Raw genomic sequence first — 16573 nt, 5'->3', positions numbered from 1 at the left:
TCAGCCGCGCTCGACGTGCACGCTGGTCGACTTGACCCGTGCGGTGACCGTGACGCCCGGCTCCAGGCCGAGTTCCTCGACGGCCTCCCGGGTCAGCAGCGACACCACCCGGTGCGGCCCCGCCTGGACCTCCACCTGCGCCGAGACCTCGCCCAGTTTGATCGCGGTCACGATCCCCGGGAACGCGTTGCGCGCCGAGGTGTGCGGGGTGTCCTCGCCCTCGGCGCCTTCCCGGGCGACCTCCACGCAGAACGCGGCGAGGTCGGGCCCCTCCACGATGCGCCGGTTGCCCTGCCGGTGGGTCGGGAAGCGGTCCGCGTCCGCCCACCGCCGCACCGTGTCCACGCTCACGGCCAGCAGCTCGGCGGCCTGCCCCATCGTGTAAGACTCCATGAGGGCCACCCTAGAGGCTGCAGGTCATGGGCAGGTTGAGCGCCCTGTGCCCCGCGCCGTTCCGGGCTCTTGGCACCGGGTGCGAAGACCGCTGTGAGACGTCTTCGCCGACCCGGGGAGGTGCCGATGCAAGGGCAAACCGATCATCGGTTTGCCCTCCTCGTGCAAGTGGGTAGATCATGCCTCGTGATCGGCAGTCGTGTGTCCGAAGTACCGCTTCACCAAGCGTCGGAGGACCAGGGCAAGCAACCCACACCCAAGGGTCCTCACAAGCGAGGGCCCTCGTCCCCGACAGGGAGCATTCAGATGGCCACCGGAACTGTGAAGTGGTTCAACTCGGAAAAGGGCTTCGGCTTCATCGAGCAGGACGGCGGCGGCCCCGACGTCTTCGCCCACTACTCCAACATCAACGCCCAGGGCTTCCGTGAGCTCCAGGAGGGCCAGAAGGTCGAGTTCCAGGTCACGCAGGGCCAGAAGGGCCCGCAGGCCGAGGACATCCGTCCCCTCTGAGCCGCAGCCCTGAGCAGCAGCTCTGAGCCGCAGCATCCCGGCGCCCCGCACCCTTTCGGTGCGGGGCGTCGCCGCGTCCGGCGGGGGCGTCCGGCGGAGGGCGTCCCGCGTCCGTGCCCACCTCGCCGTCGAGCCGGTCCGGTCCCCGCCGTACTCTGTCCGGGTGATCCTGCACAGCCTTCACGACCGATCAGCCCTGGCCGCCCGTTTCGAACGGGACCCGGCCGTGAACCTGATGGAGCTCGGCGACCTCGACGACCTGCCGTGGCCCCACACCAGCTGGTACACCCTTTCCGAGGACGGCCCGGTGGCACTCCTCTACGCCGTCGGCGACGTCCCGACGCTGCTGGGGTTCACCCGCCCCGGGCAGGCGGCCGCCCTGGAGGAACTGGCCGAGGCGCTGCTGCCCGTACTCCCCCGGCGCTTCCTCGGACACCTGACCGGGAACGCCGCGAAGGTACTGGAATCCGCGTACACCGCGGAGTCGCACGGCACCCTGCTCAGGATGGCGCTGACCGAGCCCGGCCTGGCCGACCGGTATCCCGCCGGGCCGTGGCGGCCCGCTCCGCTGAGCCGGGACGACCTCCCGCAACTGCTCGAACTGTTCGAACAGGCGTACCCGGGCAACTGGTTCGACCACCGCATGCTCGACACCGGCCAGTACCTCGGCGCGCGCCAGGACGGGCAGCTGGTCGCCGTGGCGGGCGTGCACGTCCACTCGGCCGCGTACCGGGTCGCCGCGCTCGGGAACGTCACCACGCACCCGCGGGTACGCGGCCAGGGCGCGGGCGGCGCCTGCGTCGCGGCCCTGTGCCGACAGCTCGGAAAGACCGTGGACCACATAGGGCTGAACGTCCGTGCGGACAACGCCACCGCCGTCCGGCTCTACCGCCGGCTCGGCTTCACCGAGGTCACGGAGTTCACGGAAGCCGCCTTCACGGCCCGCCCGTAAGGCGTCGGCGGTTCGCGACCGGCCGGGGCCCGCCGGGAACCGGACAGCGGACCGGCCGGACAGCCGAACGGCCGTTGCCGCCCCGGCACGGGCCGGGGCGGCAACGGCTGGACGCATTGCTCAGGACGCGGGCGTGAACTTCGCCGCGGCGGGTGCCGTGCCCGGCCCCTTCACCACCTTCATGCCGCCGGGGACCGAAGCGTCCGGCTTCAGGATCACGCTCTGCCGGGTCGAGGGCGCCTTCGGGTCGGAGAAGTCGTGGGTGATGCCGAAGCCGTTGTCGTAGGCCTTCAGGCTCAGCAGCGCGGCCCGGATGCCCTCGCGGGTCAGGTCCTTGTCGGCGCAGGCCTTCTTCAGCACCTCCCCGAACAGGGTGCCGGCCGAGAATCCGGCCACCACGCCGTTGTCCAGCCCGGAGTCCGGGTACTCCGCCTTGTACGCGGCGGCCAGCGCGGCCGGAGCCGCCTCGGTCGAGCCGATCGGCAAGGTGGAGGAGGCGAAGTAGTAGTCCTTCTGCAGGGCCGCGCCCGCCGGGGTGGCCAGGAGCTGCGGGGAGAAGGCCGAGTTGTTGCCGACGACCGGCACGCCCCATCCGCTCGCGGCGGCGACCCCGACGAGCGAGGCGGCCTGCCGGGGTCCTGCACTGACGATCACGGCCTTGACCCCGGCCTGCTTGAGCGCCGCGACCTGGGCCGTCATGTCGTTGTCGGTCGGCTTGATCTTCTGCTCGACGATGGTCAGCCCGGTCTCGGCGGCCACGGCCTTGGCTCCGGTCAGGGCGTTCTCGCCGTAGTCGCCCTCGAAGTAGACGTGCCCGATCTTGTCGCCGGAGGCGATCCGCTTCTCGTCGAGGAGGTAGCCGACGGCGTTGATGGTCTCGACGTCGTACGTCGCGCCCACCGTGCGGATGTACGGGCTGCCCAGCAGCGAGGCGGACCAGGCCTGGGGAATGACCAGCCCCTTGTCCTGTCCGTCGATCCGCTGCTTGACGGCGGAGACGAACGGGGAGCCGATGAACTGGGAGAAGCCCAGCACGGAGGGCTCCAGCTCGGTGTAGCCGGCGAGGGCCTTCTGCGGGTCGTAGCCGTGGTCGCGGACCGTCAGCTCGATGGTGCGGCCGCAGATGCCGCCCGCCGCGTTGGTCTGCTTCACCCACAGCTGCTGGGCCTGGGTGACGCTCTTGCCGAGGGAGGCGTAGACGCCGGTCATGTCGGTGAGCGCGCCGAGCTTGATGGCCTTGTCGCTCACCCCGGGGCCGGTCTTGATCCCGCCTGCGGCGGGCTTGTCGCCCTCTGCAGTCTTGGCCTTGCTACTGCACCCGGCTGCGCCGGTCAGGACGAGTGCGGCCGCCAGGATCGCGGCAGCGTGCCTTCTTCTGTTCACGTTCGCTCCTTCGAGGGTGTGGTGCGGGTGCGGGTGCGGAGGATCCGGGTGATGCCGGTGAGACCGCCGGGCAGGAACAGGACGGCCACGACGACGGCGGCTCCGTACAGGTAGCGGGAGGCCTCGCCCGGCGAGACCCCGCCCGTTCCGGGTGCGGACACCAGCGGGAGGGCGTCGCTGTAGCGGGTGAGGAGTTGGGGCAGGAGGGAGACGAAGACCGCCCCCACGATGGCGCCCGAGACCGTGCCGAGGCCGCCGATCACGATCATGGCGAGGTACTCCAGGGACAGCACCATGCCGAAGTAGTCGGGCACGGTGCGCTGGAAGACCAGTGCGAGCAGGACGCCGGCGAGCCCCGCGTACATGGACGACAGGACGAAGACCGCGGCCCGGTACCGGGCGACCGGCACCCCCATCACCCCAGCGGCGATGCTGTGGTCGCGCAGGGCGTTCATGGCCCGGCCGGGACGGCCCCGCAGGACGCCGCGTGCGAACAGGGCTCCGCAGAGGAGGGCCGCGAGGCCCACGTACCAGAGCTTCTCGGCGGACTGGAAGGGGACGGCCGCGATGACGGTCTCGGTGTCGTCGAAGGTGAAGCCGAAGAGGGACAGCGGCTCCACCTCCCGGCCGTTGAAGCCGCCGGTGACGCTGGTGGCGTTGAACAGCACGTGCTGGCCGATGAAGATCAGCGCGAGCGTGGCGATGCCGAGGTAGGCGCCGCGCAGCCGGCCGGCGATGGGGCTGAAGATGCCGCCCGCCGCCCCGGCGAGGGCGACGGCCAGGATCGCGGCGAGCCAGCTGGGCAGGCCGAGGCCGACCAGCGTGTGGCTGCCCACCGTGCTGCCGTCCCCGGCGAGCGCGCAGTACCCGTAGGCGCCGACGGCGAGGAAGAAGGCGTGTCCCATCGACAGCTGACCGGTGGCTCCGGTGAGCAGGTTGAGTCCGATGGCCCCGATGGCGGCGGCGATGGCGAACAGCCCGGCCTGCAGCCAGAACCGGTCGAGGTAGAACGGCAGCAGGAGGAGCACCAGGCCGGCGGCGGCCGCCGCCGCGTTCCGGGCGCTGAGCAGGCCCGGCCGGGTGGCCGCCACCGGGGCGACGGCCTCGGGTTGCAGCACGGGGCTGCGGGTGTCAGACACGGGCGAGCTCCTTCGTGCCGAAGAGTCCGGCGGGCCGGATCAGCAGGACCGCGACCATCACGAGGTACGGGGCCAAATCTCCGATGCCCCGGCCGAGGAAGGTCAACTGGCCCTGGTAGCCGGTGGCCAGCGCCTCGGTGACTCCGACGATCAGTCCGCCGGCCAGTGCGCCGGAGGTGGAGTCGAGGCCGCCGAGGATCGCGGCCGGGAAGGCCTTCAGGGCGGCCAGGGACGTGGCCCGCTCCAGGCCGGGCGTGGGGAAGACGGTCAGGAAGAGCGCGGCGACGGCGGCCAGTGCACCGGCCACGGCCCACGCCGCGATCGAGACCCGGCCCAGCCGTACGCCCATCAGCGCGGCCGTCTCGGGCTGTTCGGCGGCGGCGCGCATGGCGACGCCCCAGGAGGTGTGCCGGAACACGAGCAGGAACACGGTGATGAGCAGCCCGGCGGCCAGGATGGCGGCGATCCGGGTCTGGGGCACGGTGACCGCGCCGAGGTGGACCACGCGGTCGCCCCACGGATCGCCGAGCGAGAGCACGTCGGTGCCGAGGCGCCGGGTGAGGTCGGTGATGAGGAGGATGTCGACGCCGATGGTGACGATGGCCAGCACGCTCTGGTCCTGGCCCCGGTAGCGCCGCATCACCAGGAACTCGATGGCCGCCCCGACGGCGGCCGCCGAGAGGGCGCCGGCCAGGAGGGCGCCCCAGAATCCGAGCTCCTCGTGCAGGGTCGCGGTGACGTAGCCGCCTGCCAGCAGCAGGGAGGCGTGGGCGAAGTTGACCACTTCGGTGGCTTTGAAGATGACCACGAAGCCGAGGGCGATCAGTGCGTAGACGGAGCCCATGGAGAGCCCGCCGAGAAGTAGTTCGAGGAAAGTGGTCATGCGGCCGGTTCCTCCTCTCCGAGGTATGCGCGGATGACCGCGGGATCGTTCTGCACCTGCGCGGGGGTCCCGCCGCCGATGCGCTTGCCGAAGTCGAGTACGGTCACCGCATCCGCGAGCCGCATCACCATGCCCATGTCGTGTTCGACCAGCACGATCGAGATGCCGAGGCTGTCCCGGACACCCGCGATGACGGCGGCGGTGCGCTGCCTCTCGTCCGCGGTCATCCCGGCGACGGGTTCGTCGAGGAGCAGCAGCCGGGGCTCCATGCACAGGGCGCGGGCCAGCTCGACGAGCTTCTGCTTTCCGTACGGGAGCGAACCGGCGGGCGCCGCGAGGTCGCCCTCCAGCCCGACGAACTCGGCTATCTCCCGGACCCTTTCACGGTGCCGGCGGTCCTCGCGGGCGGCGGCGGGCAGCCGCAGTCCGGCGGCCAGGAAGCCGGTCCGCATCAGCCGGTGGCGCCCCAGCAGGAGGCTTTCGGCGACGGTGGTGTGCGGGGGCAGTGCCAGGTTCTGGAAGGTGCGGGCGATGCCGAGGGCCGCGACGGCGTGCGGGGCGAGACCGGTGAGCTCGGCGTCGCCGAAGTGGACGCTCCCGCTGGTGGCCCGGTACACCCCGGACAGCACGTTGAAGCAGGTGGACTTGCCCGCACCGTTGGGTCCGATGACGGCGTGCACGCTGCCGGGTTCCACCGTGAAGGACACGGAGTCGAGGGCGGTGAGGCCGGAGAAGCGGACGGTGACGTCGGTGACGGTGAGCGGCGGAGGGGAGGCGTTCTCGTTCACGCCGACCACCTCCGCAGTTCCGGGCCCGTCCCGGCGGTGGCCGGCCCGGGTGCGGTCTCGTCCGTGATGCCGAGGTAGCGGCGCCGGACCTCGTCCGAGGCGGCCAGCTCGTCGGCCGGGCCGTCGAGGGTGACCTCGCCGACCTCCAAGACGTAGGCGTGCGAGGAAAGCCTCAGGGCCAGGGCGGCGTTCTGCTCGACGAGCAGGACCGAGGCGCCCGAGGCGTTGATCTCGGTGATGGTCTCGGCGATGGTGGCGGCCATCTTGGGGGCGAGCCCGAGGGTGGGTTCGTCGAGCAGGAGCAGGCGCGGGCGGGCCATCAGGGCCCGGCCCAGGGCCAGCATCTGCTGTTCGCCGCCGGACAGCAGTCCGGCCCGCTGCCGAGCCCGCTGGGCCAGTACGGGGAACAGCTCGTGCACCCGGGCCAGCGATCGGGCCGTATCGGCGCGGGATCCCGCGCGGCCTCCCAGGGCCCCGGCACGGAGGTTGTCCGCGACGGTCATGCGGGTGAAGATCTTGCGTCCTTCGGGTACTTGGACCACCCCGGCGGCGACGACCCGGTCCGGGCTGAGCCCGTCCAGCGGCTTGCCGTCGAAGGTGACGGCGCCGTCCGTCACGGTGCCCCGGTGGAACCCGAGCGTCCGGGACACCGCGCGCAGCAGCGTCGACTTCCCGGCGCCGTTCCCACCGAGTACGACGACCACGGCGCCGGCGGGCACGTCGAGCGATACGGAGCGCAGTGCCCGGACCGGCCCGTAGCCGACGGAGAGCGCGCGTACCTGTAGCGAACCCACGTGTTTCCTTCCTCTGGGCAGCCTTGTGCTGGCGCACAGACCAACACCGTGGCGGGGCGGACGTCCACCGGCGGATGCGGAATCGCTGCCGATGACCAGCCGTGGAACTCGCGCGTTGTGCACGGGCACAGACCGGCCGCGCACGCCCCTGGCGGCGGCGGTGGGCGGGGTGACATCCTCGGCGGCCATGGGTGGACGTAGAACACGCACGGAACAGGAATGGTCGGTCCTGCTGTCGGCGGCGGACGTACTGATCACGGACATTCCCGGACTCACCGACCAGCTCATCAAGGACCTGGCGAAACATTCGCCGCTTTTCGACCTGGCCGTTCCGCGGGACGAACACTGGAGCCAGGTCAGCAAAGCCATGCACTACGGGATCGAGGCCTTCGCCGCACCCCGGTCCGCCCCGCGCAAGGACCTGTCGTACGCGGAGGAACTGGGCCGGCGACGGGCCGAGCAGGGGCTGCCACTGGACCTGCTGCTCTACGCGTACCGCAGGGCGGGCCGGCTCACCTGGGACGCGCTGCTGGACATCGTCACCGAGAAGGACCCGGAGGCGCTGCCCGTACTGGCCCGCGCCGCCGGGGCCATGTGGGCCGGGATCGAGCAGCAGGCCGCCGCGACCGCGGAGGCGTACCGCAGCGCGGAGGTCGAGATGCGCCGGCGCAGCGACGAGCGGGTGCAGGCCCTCCTGGACGCCCTGCTGGAGGGGGACAGCGCTCCGGCGCTGGCGGCCCAGGTGGCGCTCGCCCTGGACCTGCCGGAGCAGGGGCGGTACGCGGTGGTCGTGCTGCCGGCCGACCGGGGTGACACGGTGCACCGGGTGGTGGCGGCGGGCGGGATGCGGCTGTTCTGGCGGATGCGCACGGAGCGGGAGCTGGCCGTGGTGGCGCTGGGCGACTCCTCGACGGCCGAGCTGGCGGTGGAGCTCGCGGACCGCTGCCCGGGACCGGGCGGGATCAGCCCCGTGGTGGACGGACTGGCCGAACTGGGCCGGGCCCGCCGGCTGGCGGAGACGGCGCTGCGGACCTGCGGGCAGGACGAACGGGTGCTGGTACGGCTGACCGACCGGCTGCCCACGGCCCTGGTCGTGCGCCAGCCCGAGCTGTCTGCCGAGCTGGTCCAGGCGGTCCTCGGCCCCCTGCTGGACCTGGACCCGGCGGACCGGGCGATGCTGCTGGAGACCCTCGACGCCTGGCTGACGGCGGAGGGTTCGGCGGGCCGCGCGGCGAGCCGCCTGTACTGCCACCGCAACACGGTCTTCAACCGGCTGCGCCGGCTGGAGAGCCTGACGTCGAAGTCCCTGTCCCGTCCGCGGGACCTGATCGCGCTGACCCTGGCGCGGGACGCGTACCGGTTGTCGGGGGGCTGAGCGAGACCGGTACGTCCGGCGGCGCCCCGGTACGTCCACCGACGGGGCCGGTGATTGCGTCGGCGAGACCGGTGATTCCACCGATGTGCGGTCGCGGAGCGCGCCGTGACAGTGGTCCGGCCAGCGACAGCGGCGGGAAGCACCGTCAGGGGGCACGGACCTCGGCATTCAGCCGGGTACGGGCCACCGCCGGGAAGGCTCCGCCACGACCGAGAGGACGACTCCGTCGTGCAGCAGCAACACTCCGACAACGCCCACCAGGCCAACTCCGACCACGGCGCCGCCGGTATGCGGGGACGGTCCGTCGACCCCGCCGGCGGCGGGACGCGGCTCCGTTCGCTCGTGTCCGCACTGGCGGCGCTCGTGACGATCGGCGCGATCGCCACGTTCACGGCGTCCGGGGCACAGGCCGCGGCCAACCCGTACGAGCGGGGCCCCGCTCCGACCAACTCGAGCATCGAGGCACTCCGCGGCTCCTACTCGGTGTCGCAGACCAGCGTTTCCTCCCTGCTGGTCACCGGCTTCGGCGGCGGCACCATCTACTACCCCACGTCCACCGCGGACGGGACCTTCGGCGCCGTGGTGATCTCGCCCGGCTTCACCGCCTACGAGTCCTCCATCGCCTGGCTCGGCCCGCGACTGGCTTCCCAGGGCTTCATCGTCATGACCATCGACACGCTCACCACCCTCGACCAGCCCGACAGCAGGGGACGTCAACTGCTCTCCGCCCTGGACTACTTGACGGAGCGCAGTAGCGTCCGCAACAGGATCGACAGCAGCCGGCTCGGTGTGATGGGCCACTCCATGGGTGGCGGCGGCACGCTGGAGGCCGCGAAGAGCCGGACTTCGCTGCAGGCGGCGATCGCGCTCACCGGCTGGAACACCGACAAGTCCTGGCCCGAGATCAAGACCCCGACCCTGATCGTGGGGGCCGACGGCGACACGGTCGCGCCGGTCGCCACGCACTCCGAGCCCTTCTACACGAGCCTGCCCAGCTCGCTCGACAAGGCGTACCTGGAACTCAACAACGCCACGCACTTCACCCCGAACAGCTCGGACACCACGATCGCGAAGTACAGCATTTCGTGGCTGAAGCGGTTCATCGACAACGACACCCGCTTCGAGCAGTTCCTCTGCCCGGTGCCGAGCCCGAGCCTGACCATCGAGGAGTACCGGGGCAACTGCCCCCACACCTCCTGAACCACCCCCGAAAGGTGGGAGGCCGTTCCGCTTCGGCCTCCCACCTGCTGCGTACGGTCTTCCGCCATTGTTTACACGGCAGTAACCTCACCGGCGTGACCGGACACACGACTGCGGCAACTCCTTGCCGGATTTACGGCCGGACGACCGAACTGGCGGCTGTGGCCGCCCTGTCGGATCAGCTCCGGCCCAGACACGGCGGGGCGCTGCTGCTCGCGGCGGAGCCCGGCCTGGGCCGCAGTGCTCTTCTCACCTGGGCCGCCGACGCGTTCACGCTCGGGCCGGTCCTTCGCCCCCGACGCCTCCCCGGCGAGCCCCGCCCCTACGACGGTATGCACGCACTGCTGTGCGCGGCGGCCGAGAGTAGGGGCGCGGCGCCGCCGCGGGCCGCGTTCGGAACGGTCCGGCCGGCCGGACTGCCCGAACTGCTGAGGCAGTACGTCCCCGAGGAACATCCCCTGCTCGTCTGCGTGGACGACGTACATCTGTGGGACGCGCCCTCGCGGGCCGTCCTCGGCTCGGCCGCACGACGTCCCGACCCCGCGCGCCCGATCGGACTCCTGCTCTCGGTCGCGGAACACCGGGCGGACGATCCCGAGTTCGCGGGACTGCCCGTGGTCCGCTTCGGCCCGCTCGACGACGGTGCGGCGACCGCCCTGCTCCGCGACCTCACCGGTGGGGGACTGGACCCTGCCGTACGTTCGGAGTTGTTGTCGGAGGCCGAAGGCAACCCGGCCGTCCTGACGGCCCTCGCCCAGCGCCTGACACCGGATCAGCTCGGCGGCCATCGGCCGCTGCCGCGCCCGCTCGTGGACGGCGGCGCCCTGTGGGCCGTCTTCGGGAGCCGCCTCGCCCCGCTGCCGTCCCCCGCCCGACAGCTCCTGCTCCTGGTGGCGGCCGCGCAGGAGCCCGATCCCGACGCGGCCGGGGCGGATGCCTCCCTGGTCCTGCTGGCCGCCCGCAAGGCCGGACTCGACCCGGCCGCGCTGGACCCCGCCGAGGCGGCGAGGCTGGTGCACCACGACGGGGACCGCATCGCCTTCGCAGGCTCCTTGCTCCGCCGGACCGTGTACTCCGGCGCGCCGTCCTCGCAGCGGCGGGCCGCCCACGCGCTGCTCGCCTCTGTCATCGACTCCGACCGCCACCGCCTGCACCACCTGCTGCACCTCGCACTGGCCGCGCAAGGGCCCGACGCCGTCCTCGCGGCCGGCCTCGTCGAGGCGGCCGCTCCCGGCACGCCGACGTCCGGCATGGAACGCTCGGCCGCCCTGGCCAGGGCCGCGGAACTCACCGCCCACGAGGATGCCCGTACCGCCCGCCTCACCGCCGCGGCGGACTACGCCCGCCTGGCCGGGCACGCCCGCAGGGCGCGCCGGCTGCTGGCGGCCACCCGGGAGGGCGCGTCCCCCGATGCGCTGCAGGGCCGCACGGAGCTCGTCCGGGGCAGCATGGCCTTGCGGGACGGGCCGGTCGGCGACGCCTATCAGGCGCTGATCATGGCCGCGGAGCGGCTCGACCCGTCCGACGCGGAGGCCGCTCTGGAAGCCAGGATGGAGGCCATGGACGCGGCCTGGGCCGCGGGCGACGCCGCCGCCTGCCTCGCGGCCCTCGCCGAGGCCCCGCTCCCGGCTCCACCACGGGACCCCGCCTTCGCCTGCTCACCGGCGGCGCCGGCCGACCCGTTCGCGCCCGGCCGGGGCGTGGATCCGATGCTCGACTACCGGGCGGGACTGCGCACGGCGATCGTCGGGCACCTGGCCGAGGCACGATCACCGCTGCGCCGGGTCCTCGACCGTGCGCGGGACGACGACGACCCCACCCGGCTGCTGCGGGCCGGGGTGGCCGCGCTCGTACTCGGCGACATCGCGGCGGCGTGCCGGGCCAACGCGCGGGCCCTGGCCGTATCCCGGTCGCGGGGGCTGGCCTCCCTCACCCCGCGGATCCTCGAACACCTCGCGTACGCCGAGCTGCGGGCCGGCCAGCACGCGCGGGCCAGGGCCCACGCACAGGAAGGCCTCCGCGCCGCCCACCGGGCCGGCCAGCGCAACGTGGCCGCAGGTCAGCACGCGATCCTGGCCCTGGTCGCCTCGGTCGAGGACGACGCGGCAGCCGTCGCCGCGCACGCGGGAGCGGCCGTGGAGATCGCGCGCCCGCACGGGCTGCTGCAAGCCGTCACCCTGGCCGAATGGGCCTCGGCGCGCGCCGACCTGTGCCGGGGCCGGCCCTTCGAGGCCGCCGCCCGGCTCGGCCCGCTGACCAGGCCGGGGCCCGGGTGCGGCCACTTCGCCGTCCGCATGCTCGCCCTGCCGTGCTTCGTGGAAGCGGCCGTACAGTCCGGGGCTTCGGCGGAAGCGAAGGCGGCCGTCGAGGAGTTCGCCCTCTGGGCCGCCCTGGGCACCGATCCTCAGGCACCGGCGCAGTTGGCCCGGTGCCGCGCCCTGATCGCCCCGCCGGACGACACCGCCGATGCGCTCTACGCCCTGGCACTGACACAGCACGAGACGGTGCACGGCGACTTCGAACGGGCCCGCACCCAGCTGCTGTACGGAAAGTGGCTGCGCCGCCGGCGCCGTCCGGCCGAGGCGAAGAACCGGCTGCGGGACGCGCTGGTCACCTTCGAGCGCTGCGGGGCCCCGGCCTGGGCCGAGCAGACCCGCGCCGAACTGCGGGCCACCGGCGACGCACCCGCACCGGCGCCGGCGGGCGGGCTGGCCCTGCTCACACCGCAGCAGTTGCGGATCGCGCGCTGTGTCGCCGAGGGCGCCACGAACCGGGAGGTGGCGCTGACCCTCTCCGTCAGCCCGCGCACCGTCGACCACCACCTGCGCAACGTCTTCGCCGTGCTCGGAGTGCGCTCCCGGACGGAGCTCTCCCGACTGGTGGACCGGGCCGAAAGGGGCGGGGCACCGGCGCAAGGGTGAGCCGTTGCCTCCGCGGGCGCATGCAAAAGCGCCCGGCCGGAGGGGTCCGGCCAAGCGTTTTCGTGTCCCCGCGATCCGCTGGTGGTTTAGTACCAGTGGTGGTTCTGCCAGAAGCTCCAGGCGCCCTCGGGGCTGCCGTAGCGGGAGTTCATGTAGTCCAGGCCCCACTTGATCTGGGTGGCCGGGTTGGTCTTCCAGTCCGAGCCCGCCGAGGACATCTTCGAGGCCGGCAGGGCCTGGACCAGGCCGTAAGCACCCGAGGAAGAGTTCGTGGCGGTGTGGTCCCAGCCGCTCTCACGGGAAACGATGTTGTTGAACGCCGCGAACTGCGCCGGGTCCTTGATCATCTGCTGAGCGATCGCCTTGGCACTCATCGGGGCGGCCTGCGCGGGAACCGCGGCCAGCATGGAACCGGCGACGCCCAGGGCGAGGACGGTACCCGTGAGGGTCTTCTTCGAAGCGGCGATGCGGCGGATGACGGCGTTGGACACGGACGGGCCTTTCGCAGGGGACAAGGGCTGCCGCAGCATGCCGGAGCATGCGTGAGCCACTCACACGAAGGAGAGGGGTTCGTCGGCGGGAGCGGGGATCCGGGGGATCTCCGTCCGCCCTGCGACTCATCCAGTTCTACGGGGGTCGAGCTCGCCTGGCAACGACCCCTCTTACTAGTGGTCCTCGCAGCCGGGGCGCAATGGCCCCCCACCGGCTGGGCAGGCATTACCCCTGGTGGGGAGCGATGCGAGGGGCCCGGTAAGGGACGTTTAAGGACTACTATCCCGCCTCGTATGTGACCAAGGTCCTGTGGGGCGGGTCACCGCCCGGAGCCCCGAATCTCACCCTCCGTGGCCGCCCGTACCCCCTTCGGGGGAAGGTGACCGGACCGATTCGGCCCCCGGATCGAAGGCCTGGGGGGCGTCGAGCGCCGCTTTCCGGAAACCCGCCGTTTGGAACCGTCGCGGAGGGACATGCGTGGTGAATGGTTGAGATCTTGGTCCGGAGAGGAAGAGGACGACCGTGAACACCACTGGGAAGGCCCCGTCCCGACGCGCCCTGCTTGCGTGGGGCGCCGGAGTGGCAGTGGCAGCCTCGATGCCGGTGGCGGGCGGGAGTGCCCTGGCCGCCACCCCGTCCCCCGGCGGCAGCGCCGGGATCGCGCACGCGCTGGCGGACCTGGAGCGGGAGCACGCCGCCCGCCTGGGCGTCTACGCCCACGACACCGCCACCGGGCGCACCCTGCGGTACCGGGCGCAGGAGCGTTTCCCCATCTGCTCGGTCTTCAAGACCCTGGCCGTGGCCGCCGTACTGCGCGACCTCGACCGGGACGGGGAGTTCCTGGCCAAGCGCGTCCGCTACACCGCGAAGGAGGCCACCGCCTCCGGGTACGCGCCGATCACCGGCCGGCCGGAGAACCTCGCCCATGGAATGACCATCGCGGAGCTGAGCGACGCCACGATCCGCTTCAGCGACAACGCCGCCGCCAACCTGCTCCTGCGCGAGCTGGGCGGCCCGACCGCGGTCACCCGCTTCGCCCGCTCGACCGGGGACGCGACGACCCGCCTGGACCGGTGGGAGCCGGAGCTGAACAGCGCCGAACCCTGGCGGGTCACCGACACCACCACCCCGTACGCCATCGGGCGGACCTACGAGCGCCTCGTCCTCGGCTCCGTACTCGAGCCGGCGGACCGGCGGCGGCTCACCGGGTGGCTGCTGGGCAACACCACGGGCAGTGAGCGGCTGCGGGCCGGTCTGCCGGAGGGCTGGACGGTGGCGGACAAGACCGGCGGGGGCGAGTACGGCACCAACAACGACGTGGGCATCGCCTGGCCCCCCGGGCGGCCGGCCCTCGTCATCGCCGTCCTGACGACCAAGCCCCACCCCGATGCGCCGGCCGACAATCCGCTCATCGCCCGGGCGGCCGCACTCGTGGCCACGGCCCTGACCGAGCGGTGACCCACCTCGGCCGTCCCCGCTCGCCCCTTTCTGGCCGCGCTCCCTCCATACCGCTCTCCCCCTATACCGCTCCCCCTCGGCCCGCTCTCGCCGTCCTCTCTCTCATTGCTCCGTCATCCGAAGTTCGACCGACAGTCGACCCGGCCGCCCCTCTTCCGCCACGAGCGGCCGTCCCACCCGCGCGGTTTCCGCACACACGAAGTGCCGGTGCTCCTGCGGCGCGATGTCGGCCATGCCCCGCGCGAGTTCGGCGCCCGGATTCCAGACCACCACGTCGCTGTGGTCGTGGTGGGCGAGGGCGACGATCCTGCCCAGCACCTCGTCCCGCACCGTGGTGACGGGCGCCGGCACCGTCTGGAACCGCTCGACGTGGTCCACCGGGGTCAGCGTGCCGTCTTCGTCCTCGTAGCGGCGCCGGGTGAGCCCGTCGGTGTGTTCGGGGCCGAGGCCCGCGAGGTGTGCCCGTCCGAGGTCGCCGATCCGTACGTAGGTGTGGAGGGCGGCCGTGGCGGTGTGGTCGCCCCGGTCCTCGATCTCGATCAGGCAGGTGTCGGTCAGGGTGTACCGCGCCACCAGGACGAACTCCTCGGGCCACAGCGCGCGGGTCGCCGGCGAGGGACGCAGCGTGCATTCCACGACGACCCGGTCCGCGTCCTCCTCCCACGCCGTCAGCTCCCAGTCGGTGGTCCGCGCGAACCCGTGCGAGGGCGAGCCGGCGGGGCCGGCCGGGCCGAACCACGGCCAGCACAGCGGGACGCCTCCGCGCACGGCGGTTCCGCGCCGCCACAGGTCCGGATCGGCGGACCACAGCACGCCGGGGTCGTCGGCGCGGGCGGTGGCGGGGCGCCAGGTGACGAGCTGTCCGCCCTGGATGCTCAGACACGCCTGTCCGGCTCGCGGGTGGTCCACGACGAGGACGGGGAAGTCCGCGTACCTGCGGCGGGTGAGGGCCGGGGAGAGCTGCTCCTCGACGGGCAGGGTCCGGAACTTCTCGAAGATCTGATCCATGCCCCGACCTTCCTTCACCCCACGGAGCGGGTCAAATCATCGCGGTTGGGGAGGGTTGACCTCTTGGAGGGGCTCGCGGTCGGTGCCTTTCCATCGCCTCGCTCCTGATCCATCCCCTCAGCGCTCCGCACCGGCCGCATACGTCCGGCCTCCCCTACCTGCCCGGGTTGACCTCCCGCCCCAGACACCGCGGGGCCGACCTGCGGGCGACGACGGCCCTGTGACGACAGGGCGTACGGCCCCCCTCGGGCGGACCAATGGCGGCCCGGGGCGCGGGTGCCCGGTGGCTAGGGTCGTAGCCATGACCACTCAGCGAATCCTCGACCTCGACCGCGACGCGCTCGCCGCCCTGCGCGGCCGCGATCTGACCCGGGCGGTGGCCGCCGCCGAGGGCCGCACCATGGTGGCCGAGGTCTTCGCCGAGCGCGCCGCGCTCTCCCCGCACCCGGACGGGCGGGGGGTGCACAACGCCGAGCTGGTGGCCGCCTTCGGCGCCGACATCGTCATCCTCAACCTCATCGAGCGCGCCTGGGACGGGGAGCGGCTCGTCATGCCCGGCCTCGGCACCTTCACGTCCTTCACCGACCTCGCCCGCCTGATCGGGCGCCCCGTGGGCGTGAACCTGGAGCCCGGCGACGTCCCGGAGATCCGCCGCGCCACCTCCGAGCACGCCCGGCGCCTCGTCGACATGGGTGCCGCACTGCTGTGCATCACCGCCAATCCGGGAACGGGCGGCACCTACGACGGCATGGCGCGGGTCACCGAGGAACTGCGCAAGGGGCTCGGTGACGACGCGGCCCTGTGGTCGGGCAAGATGCACCACGCGGGCTGCCCCGAGCGCGTCACTCCCGCGCGGCTGACCGCCCTGGTCGACGCCGGCGCGGACGGCGTGGTCGCCCCGCTGCCGGGAACCCTGCCGGGCGTGACCCGCGAACTGGCCGCGACGGCCGTCGCCGCGGTCCAGGACGCGGGTGCGATCGTCATGGGCGCCATCGGCACCAGCCAGGAGGGCTCCCACGCGAACGTGGTGCCGCAACTCGCCCTCAACGCCAAGGAAGCCGGCTTCGACGCGCACCACTTCGGCGACTCCTACATTCCCGGCATGTGCGACCCCGAGGTCATGTACGCCTACTCGGTGGCCATCCGCGGCCGCCGCCACACCTGGAACCGCATGTCCTTCACCCCGGGCCGCTCCGCCCACGCCGAGGCCGCGCCGGGCGGCAACTGGTAGCCCTGGCGGCGGATCCGGCCCCGTGTCCGGCCGATCGTTCGGAGAA

The 16573-nt window shown here is 72.7% G+C and carries 15 protein-coding genes; 7 read left to right on the top strand and 8 right to left on the bottom strand.

Annotation, left to right across the window (positions count from 1 at the left end; genetic code table 11):
* Complete coding sequence (locus OHA37_RS37860) at positions 1-393, bottom strand: TOBE domain-containing protein (protein ID WP_266913601.1); 393 nt, start codon at positions 391-393, stop codon at positions 1-3.
* Positions 394-699: 306 nt separating this feature from the next.
* On the opposite strand from OHA37_RS37860, the gene OHA37_RS37855 reads away from it, so the two are divergent.
* On the top strand, positions 700-903 hold the full coding sequence (locus tag OHA37_RS37855) for a cold-shock protein (protein WP_243336897.1): 204 nt from the start codon (positions 700-702) through the stop codon (positions 901-903).
* Positions 904-1066: 163 nt separating this feature from the next.
* Positions 1067-1855 (top strand): GNAT family N-acetyltransferase, encoded by a 789-nt coding sequence (locus OHA37_RS37850; protein WP_266913599.1) that lies wholly within the window; start codon positions 1067-1069, stop codon positions 1853-1855.
* 120 nt (positions 1856-1975) lie between these two features.
* Here OHA37_RS37850 and OHA37_RS37845 read toward each other — a convergent pair whose 3' ends face one another.
* From OHA37_RS37845 to OHA37_RS37825, 5 genes are read right to left on the bottom strand one after another with little or no spacing between them, the layout of a single operon-like run.
* The gene (locus OHA37_RS37845; RefSeq protein WP_266913597.1) at positions 1976-3238 is read right to left on the bottom strand and encodes an ABC transporter substrate-binding protein; all 1263 of its coding nucleotides are present in this window, start codon (positions 3236-3238) and stop codon (positions 1976-1978) included.
* A complete protein-coding gene (locus OHA37_RS37840; protein WP_443046276.1) occupies positions 3235-4377 on the bottom strand; it encodes a branched-chain amino acid ABC transporter permease in 1143 nt (380 codons plus the stop codon). The genes OHA37_RS37845 and OHA37_RS37840 overlap by 4 nt, the downstream gene beginning before the upstream one ends.
* On the bottom strand, positions 4370-5260 hold the full coding sequence (locus OHA37_RS37835; protein WP_266913595.1) for a branched-chain amino acid ABC transporter permease: 891 nt from the start codon (positions 5258-5260) through the stop codon (positions 4370-4372). The genes OHA37_RS37840 and OHA37_RS37835 overlap by 8 nt, the downstream gene beginning before the upstream one ends.
* Positions 5257-6048, bottom strand: a complete 792-nt coding sequence (locus tag OHA37_RS37830; RefSeq protein WP_266913593.1) for an ABC transporter ATP-binding protein — start codon at positions 6046-6048, stop codon at positions 5257-5259. The genes OHA37_RS37835 and OHA37_RS37830 overlap by 4 nt, the downstream gene beginning before the upstream one ends.
* Positions 6045-6842, bottom strand: coding sequence for an ABC transporter ATP-binding protein (locus OHA37_RS37825; RefSeq protein WP_266913592.1), 798 nt, complete (start codon positions 6840-6842; stop codon positions 6045-6047). Before OHA37_RS37825 ends, OHA37_RS37830 begins: the two co-directional genes overlap by 4 nt.
* A gap of 187 nt (positions 6843-7029) precedes the next feature.
* On the opposite strand from OHA37_RS37825, the gene OHA37_RS37820 reads away from it, so the two are divergent.
* The 3 genes from OHA37_RS37820 (at position 7030) to OHA37_RS37810 (ending at position 12338) form a co-directional block, all read left to right on the top strand.
* The gene (locus OHA37_RS37820; RefSeq protein WP_266913591.1) at positions 7030-8217 is read left to right on the top strand and encodes a PucR family transcriptional regulator; all 1188 of its coding nucleotides are present in this window, start codon (positions 7030-7032) and stop codon (positions 8215-8217) included.
* A gap of 288 nt (positions 8218-8505) precedes the next feature.
* On the top strand, positions 8506-9417 hold the full coding sequence (gene bdeA, locus OHA37_RS37815; RefSeq protein ID WP_266914160.1) for a bis(hydroxyethyl) terephthalate hydrolase: 912 nt from the start codon (positions 8506-8508) through the stop codon (positions 9415-9417).
* A 95-nt stretch (positions 9418-9512) separates the two neighbouring features.
* Entirely contained in the window at positions 9513-12338 is a 2826-nt protein-coding gene (locus tag OHA37_RS37810; protein ID WP_266913590.1) for a helix-turn-helix transcriptional regulator, read from the top strand.
* An 86-nt stretch (positions 12339-12424) separates the two neighbouring features.
* Here OHA37_RS37810 and OHA37_RS37805 read toward each other — a convergent pair whose 3' ends face one another.
* Positions 12425-12829, bottom strand: coding sequence for a transglycosylase SLT domain-containing protein (locus OHA37_RS37805; protein WP_266914910.1), 405 nt, complete (start codon positions 12827-12829; stop codon positions 12425-12427).
* A 523-nt stretch (positions 12830-13352) separates the two neighbouring features.
* On the opposite strand from OHA37_RS37805, the gene bla reads away from it, so the two are divergent.
* Entirely contained in the window at positions 13353-14288 is a 936-nt protein-coding gene (gene bla / locus OHA37_RS37800) for a class A beta-lactamase (protein ID WP_443046275.1), read from the top strand.
* A 102-nt stretch (positions 14289-14390) separates the two neighbouring features.
* On the opposite strand, the gene OHA37_RS37795 is transcribed toward bla, so the two are convergent.
* Positions 14391-15296 (bottom strand): D-hexose-6-phosphate mutarotase, encoded by a 906-nt coding sequence (locus tag OHA37_RS37795; RefSeq protein ID WP_266912421.1) that lies wholly within the window; start codon positions 15294-15296, stop codon positions 14391-14393.
* A 301-nt stretch (positions 15297-15597) separates the two neighbouring features.
* On the opposite strand from OHA37_RS37795, the gene OHA37_RS37790 reads away from it, so the two are divergent.
* Positions 15598-16527 carry a DUF7916 family protein gene (locus OHA37_RS37790; RefSeq protein ID WP_266912419.1) on the top strand — a complete coding sequence of 310 codons (930 nt, stop codon included), beginning with the start codon at positions 15598-15600 and terminating at the stop codon, positions 16525-16527.
* The last annotated feature ends 46 nt before the right edge of the window (positions 16528-16573 follow it).

This window comes from Streptomyces sp. NBC_00335 (assembly GCF_036127095.1).
GTDB lineage: Bacteria > Actinomycetota > Actinomycetes > Streptomycetales > Streptomycetaceae > Streptomyces.
This window is presented reverse-complemented; position numbering and strand designations above follow the sequence as displayed.

Bases quoted from the DNA above. Each gene is read 5' to 3' on its own strand.
- OHA37_RS37860 (WP_266913601.1), bottom strand. From the start codon at position 393: ATGGAGTCTTACACGATGGGGCAGGCCGCCGAGCTGCTGGCCGTGAGC.
- OHA37_RS37855 (WP_243336897.1), top strand. From the start codon at position 700: ATGGCCACCGGAACTGTGAAGTGGTTCAACTCGGAAAAGGGCTTCGGC.
- OHA37_RS37835 (WP_266913595.1), bottom strand. From the start codon at position 5,260: ATGACCACTTTCCTCGAACTACTTCTCGGCGGGCTCTCCATGGGCTCC.
- OHA37_RS37820 (WP_266913591.1), top strand. From the start codon at position 7,030: ATGGGTGGACGTAGAACACGCACGGAACAGGAATGGTCGGTCCTGCTG.
- bdeA (WP_266914160.1), top strand. From the start codon at position 8,506: ATGCGGGGACGGTCCGTCGACCCCGCCGGCGGCGGGACGCGGCTCCGT.
- OHA37_RS37795 (WP_266912421.1), bottom strand. From the start codon at position 15,296: ATGGATCAGATCTTCGAGAAGTTCCGGACCCTGCCCGTCGAGGAGCAG.
- OHA37_RS37790 (WP_266912419.1), top strand. From the start codon at position 15,598: ATGACCACTCAGCGAATCCTCGACCTCGACCGCGACGCGCTCGCCGCC.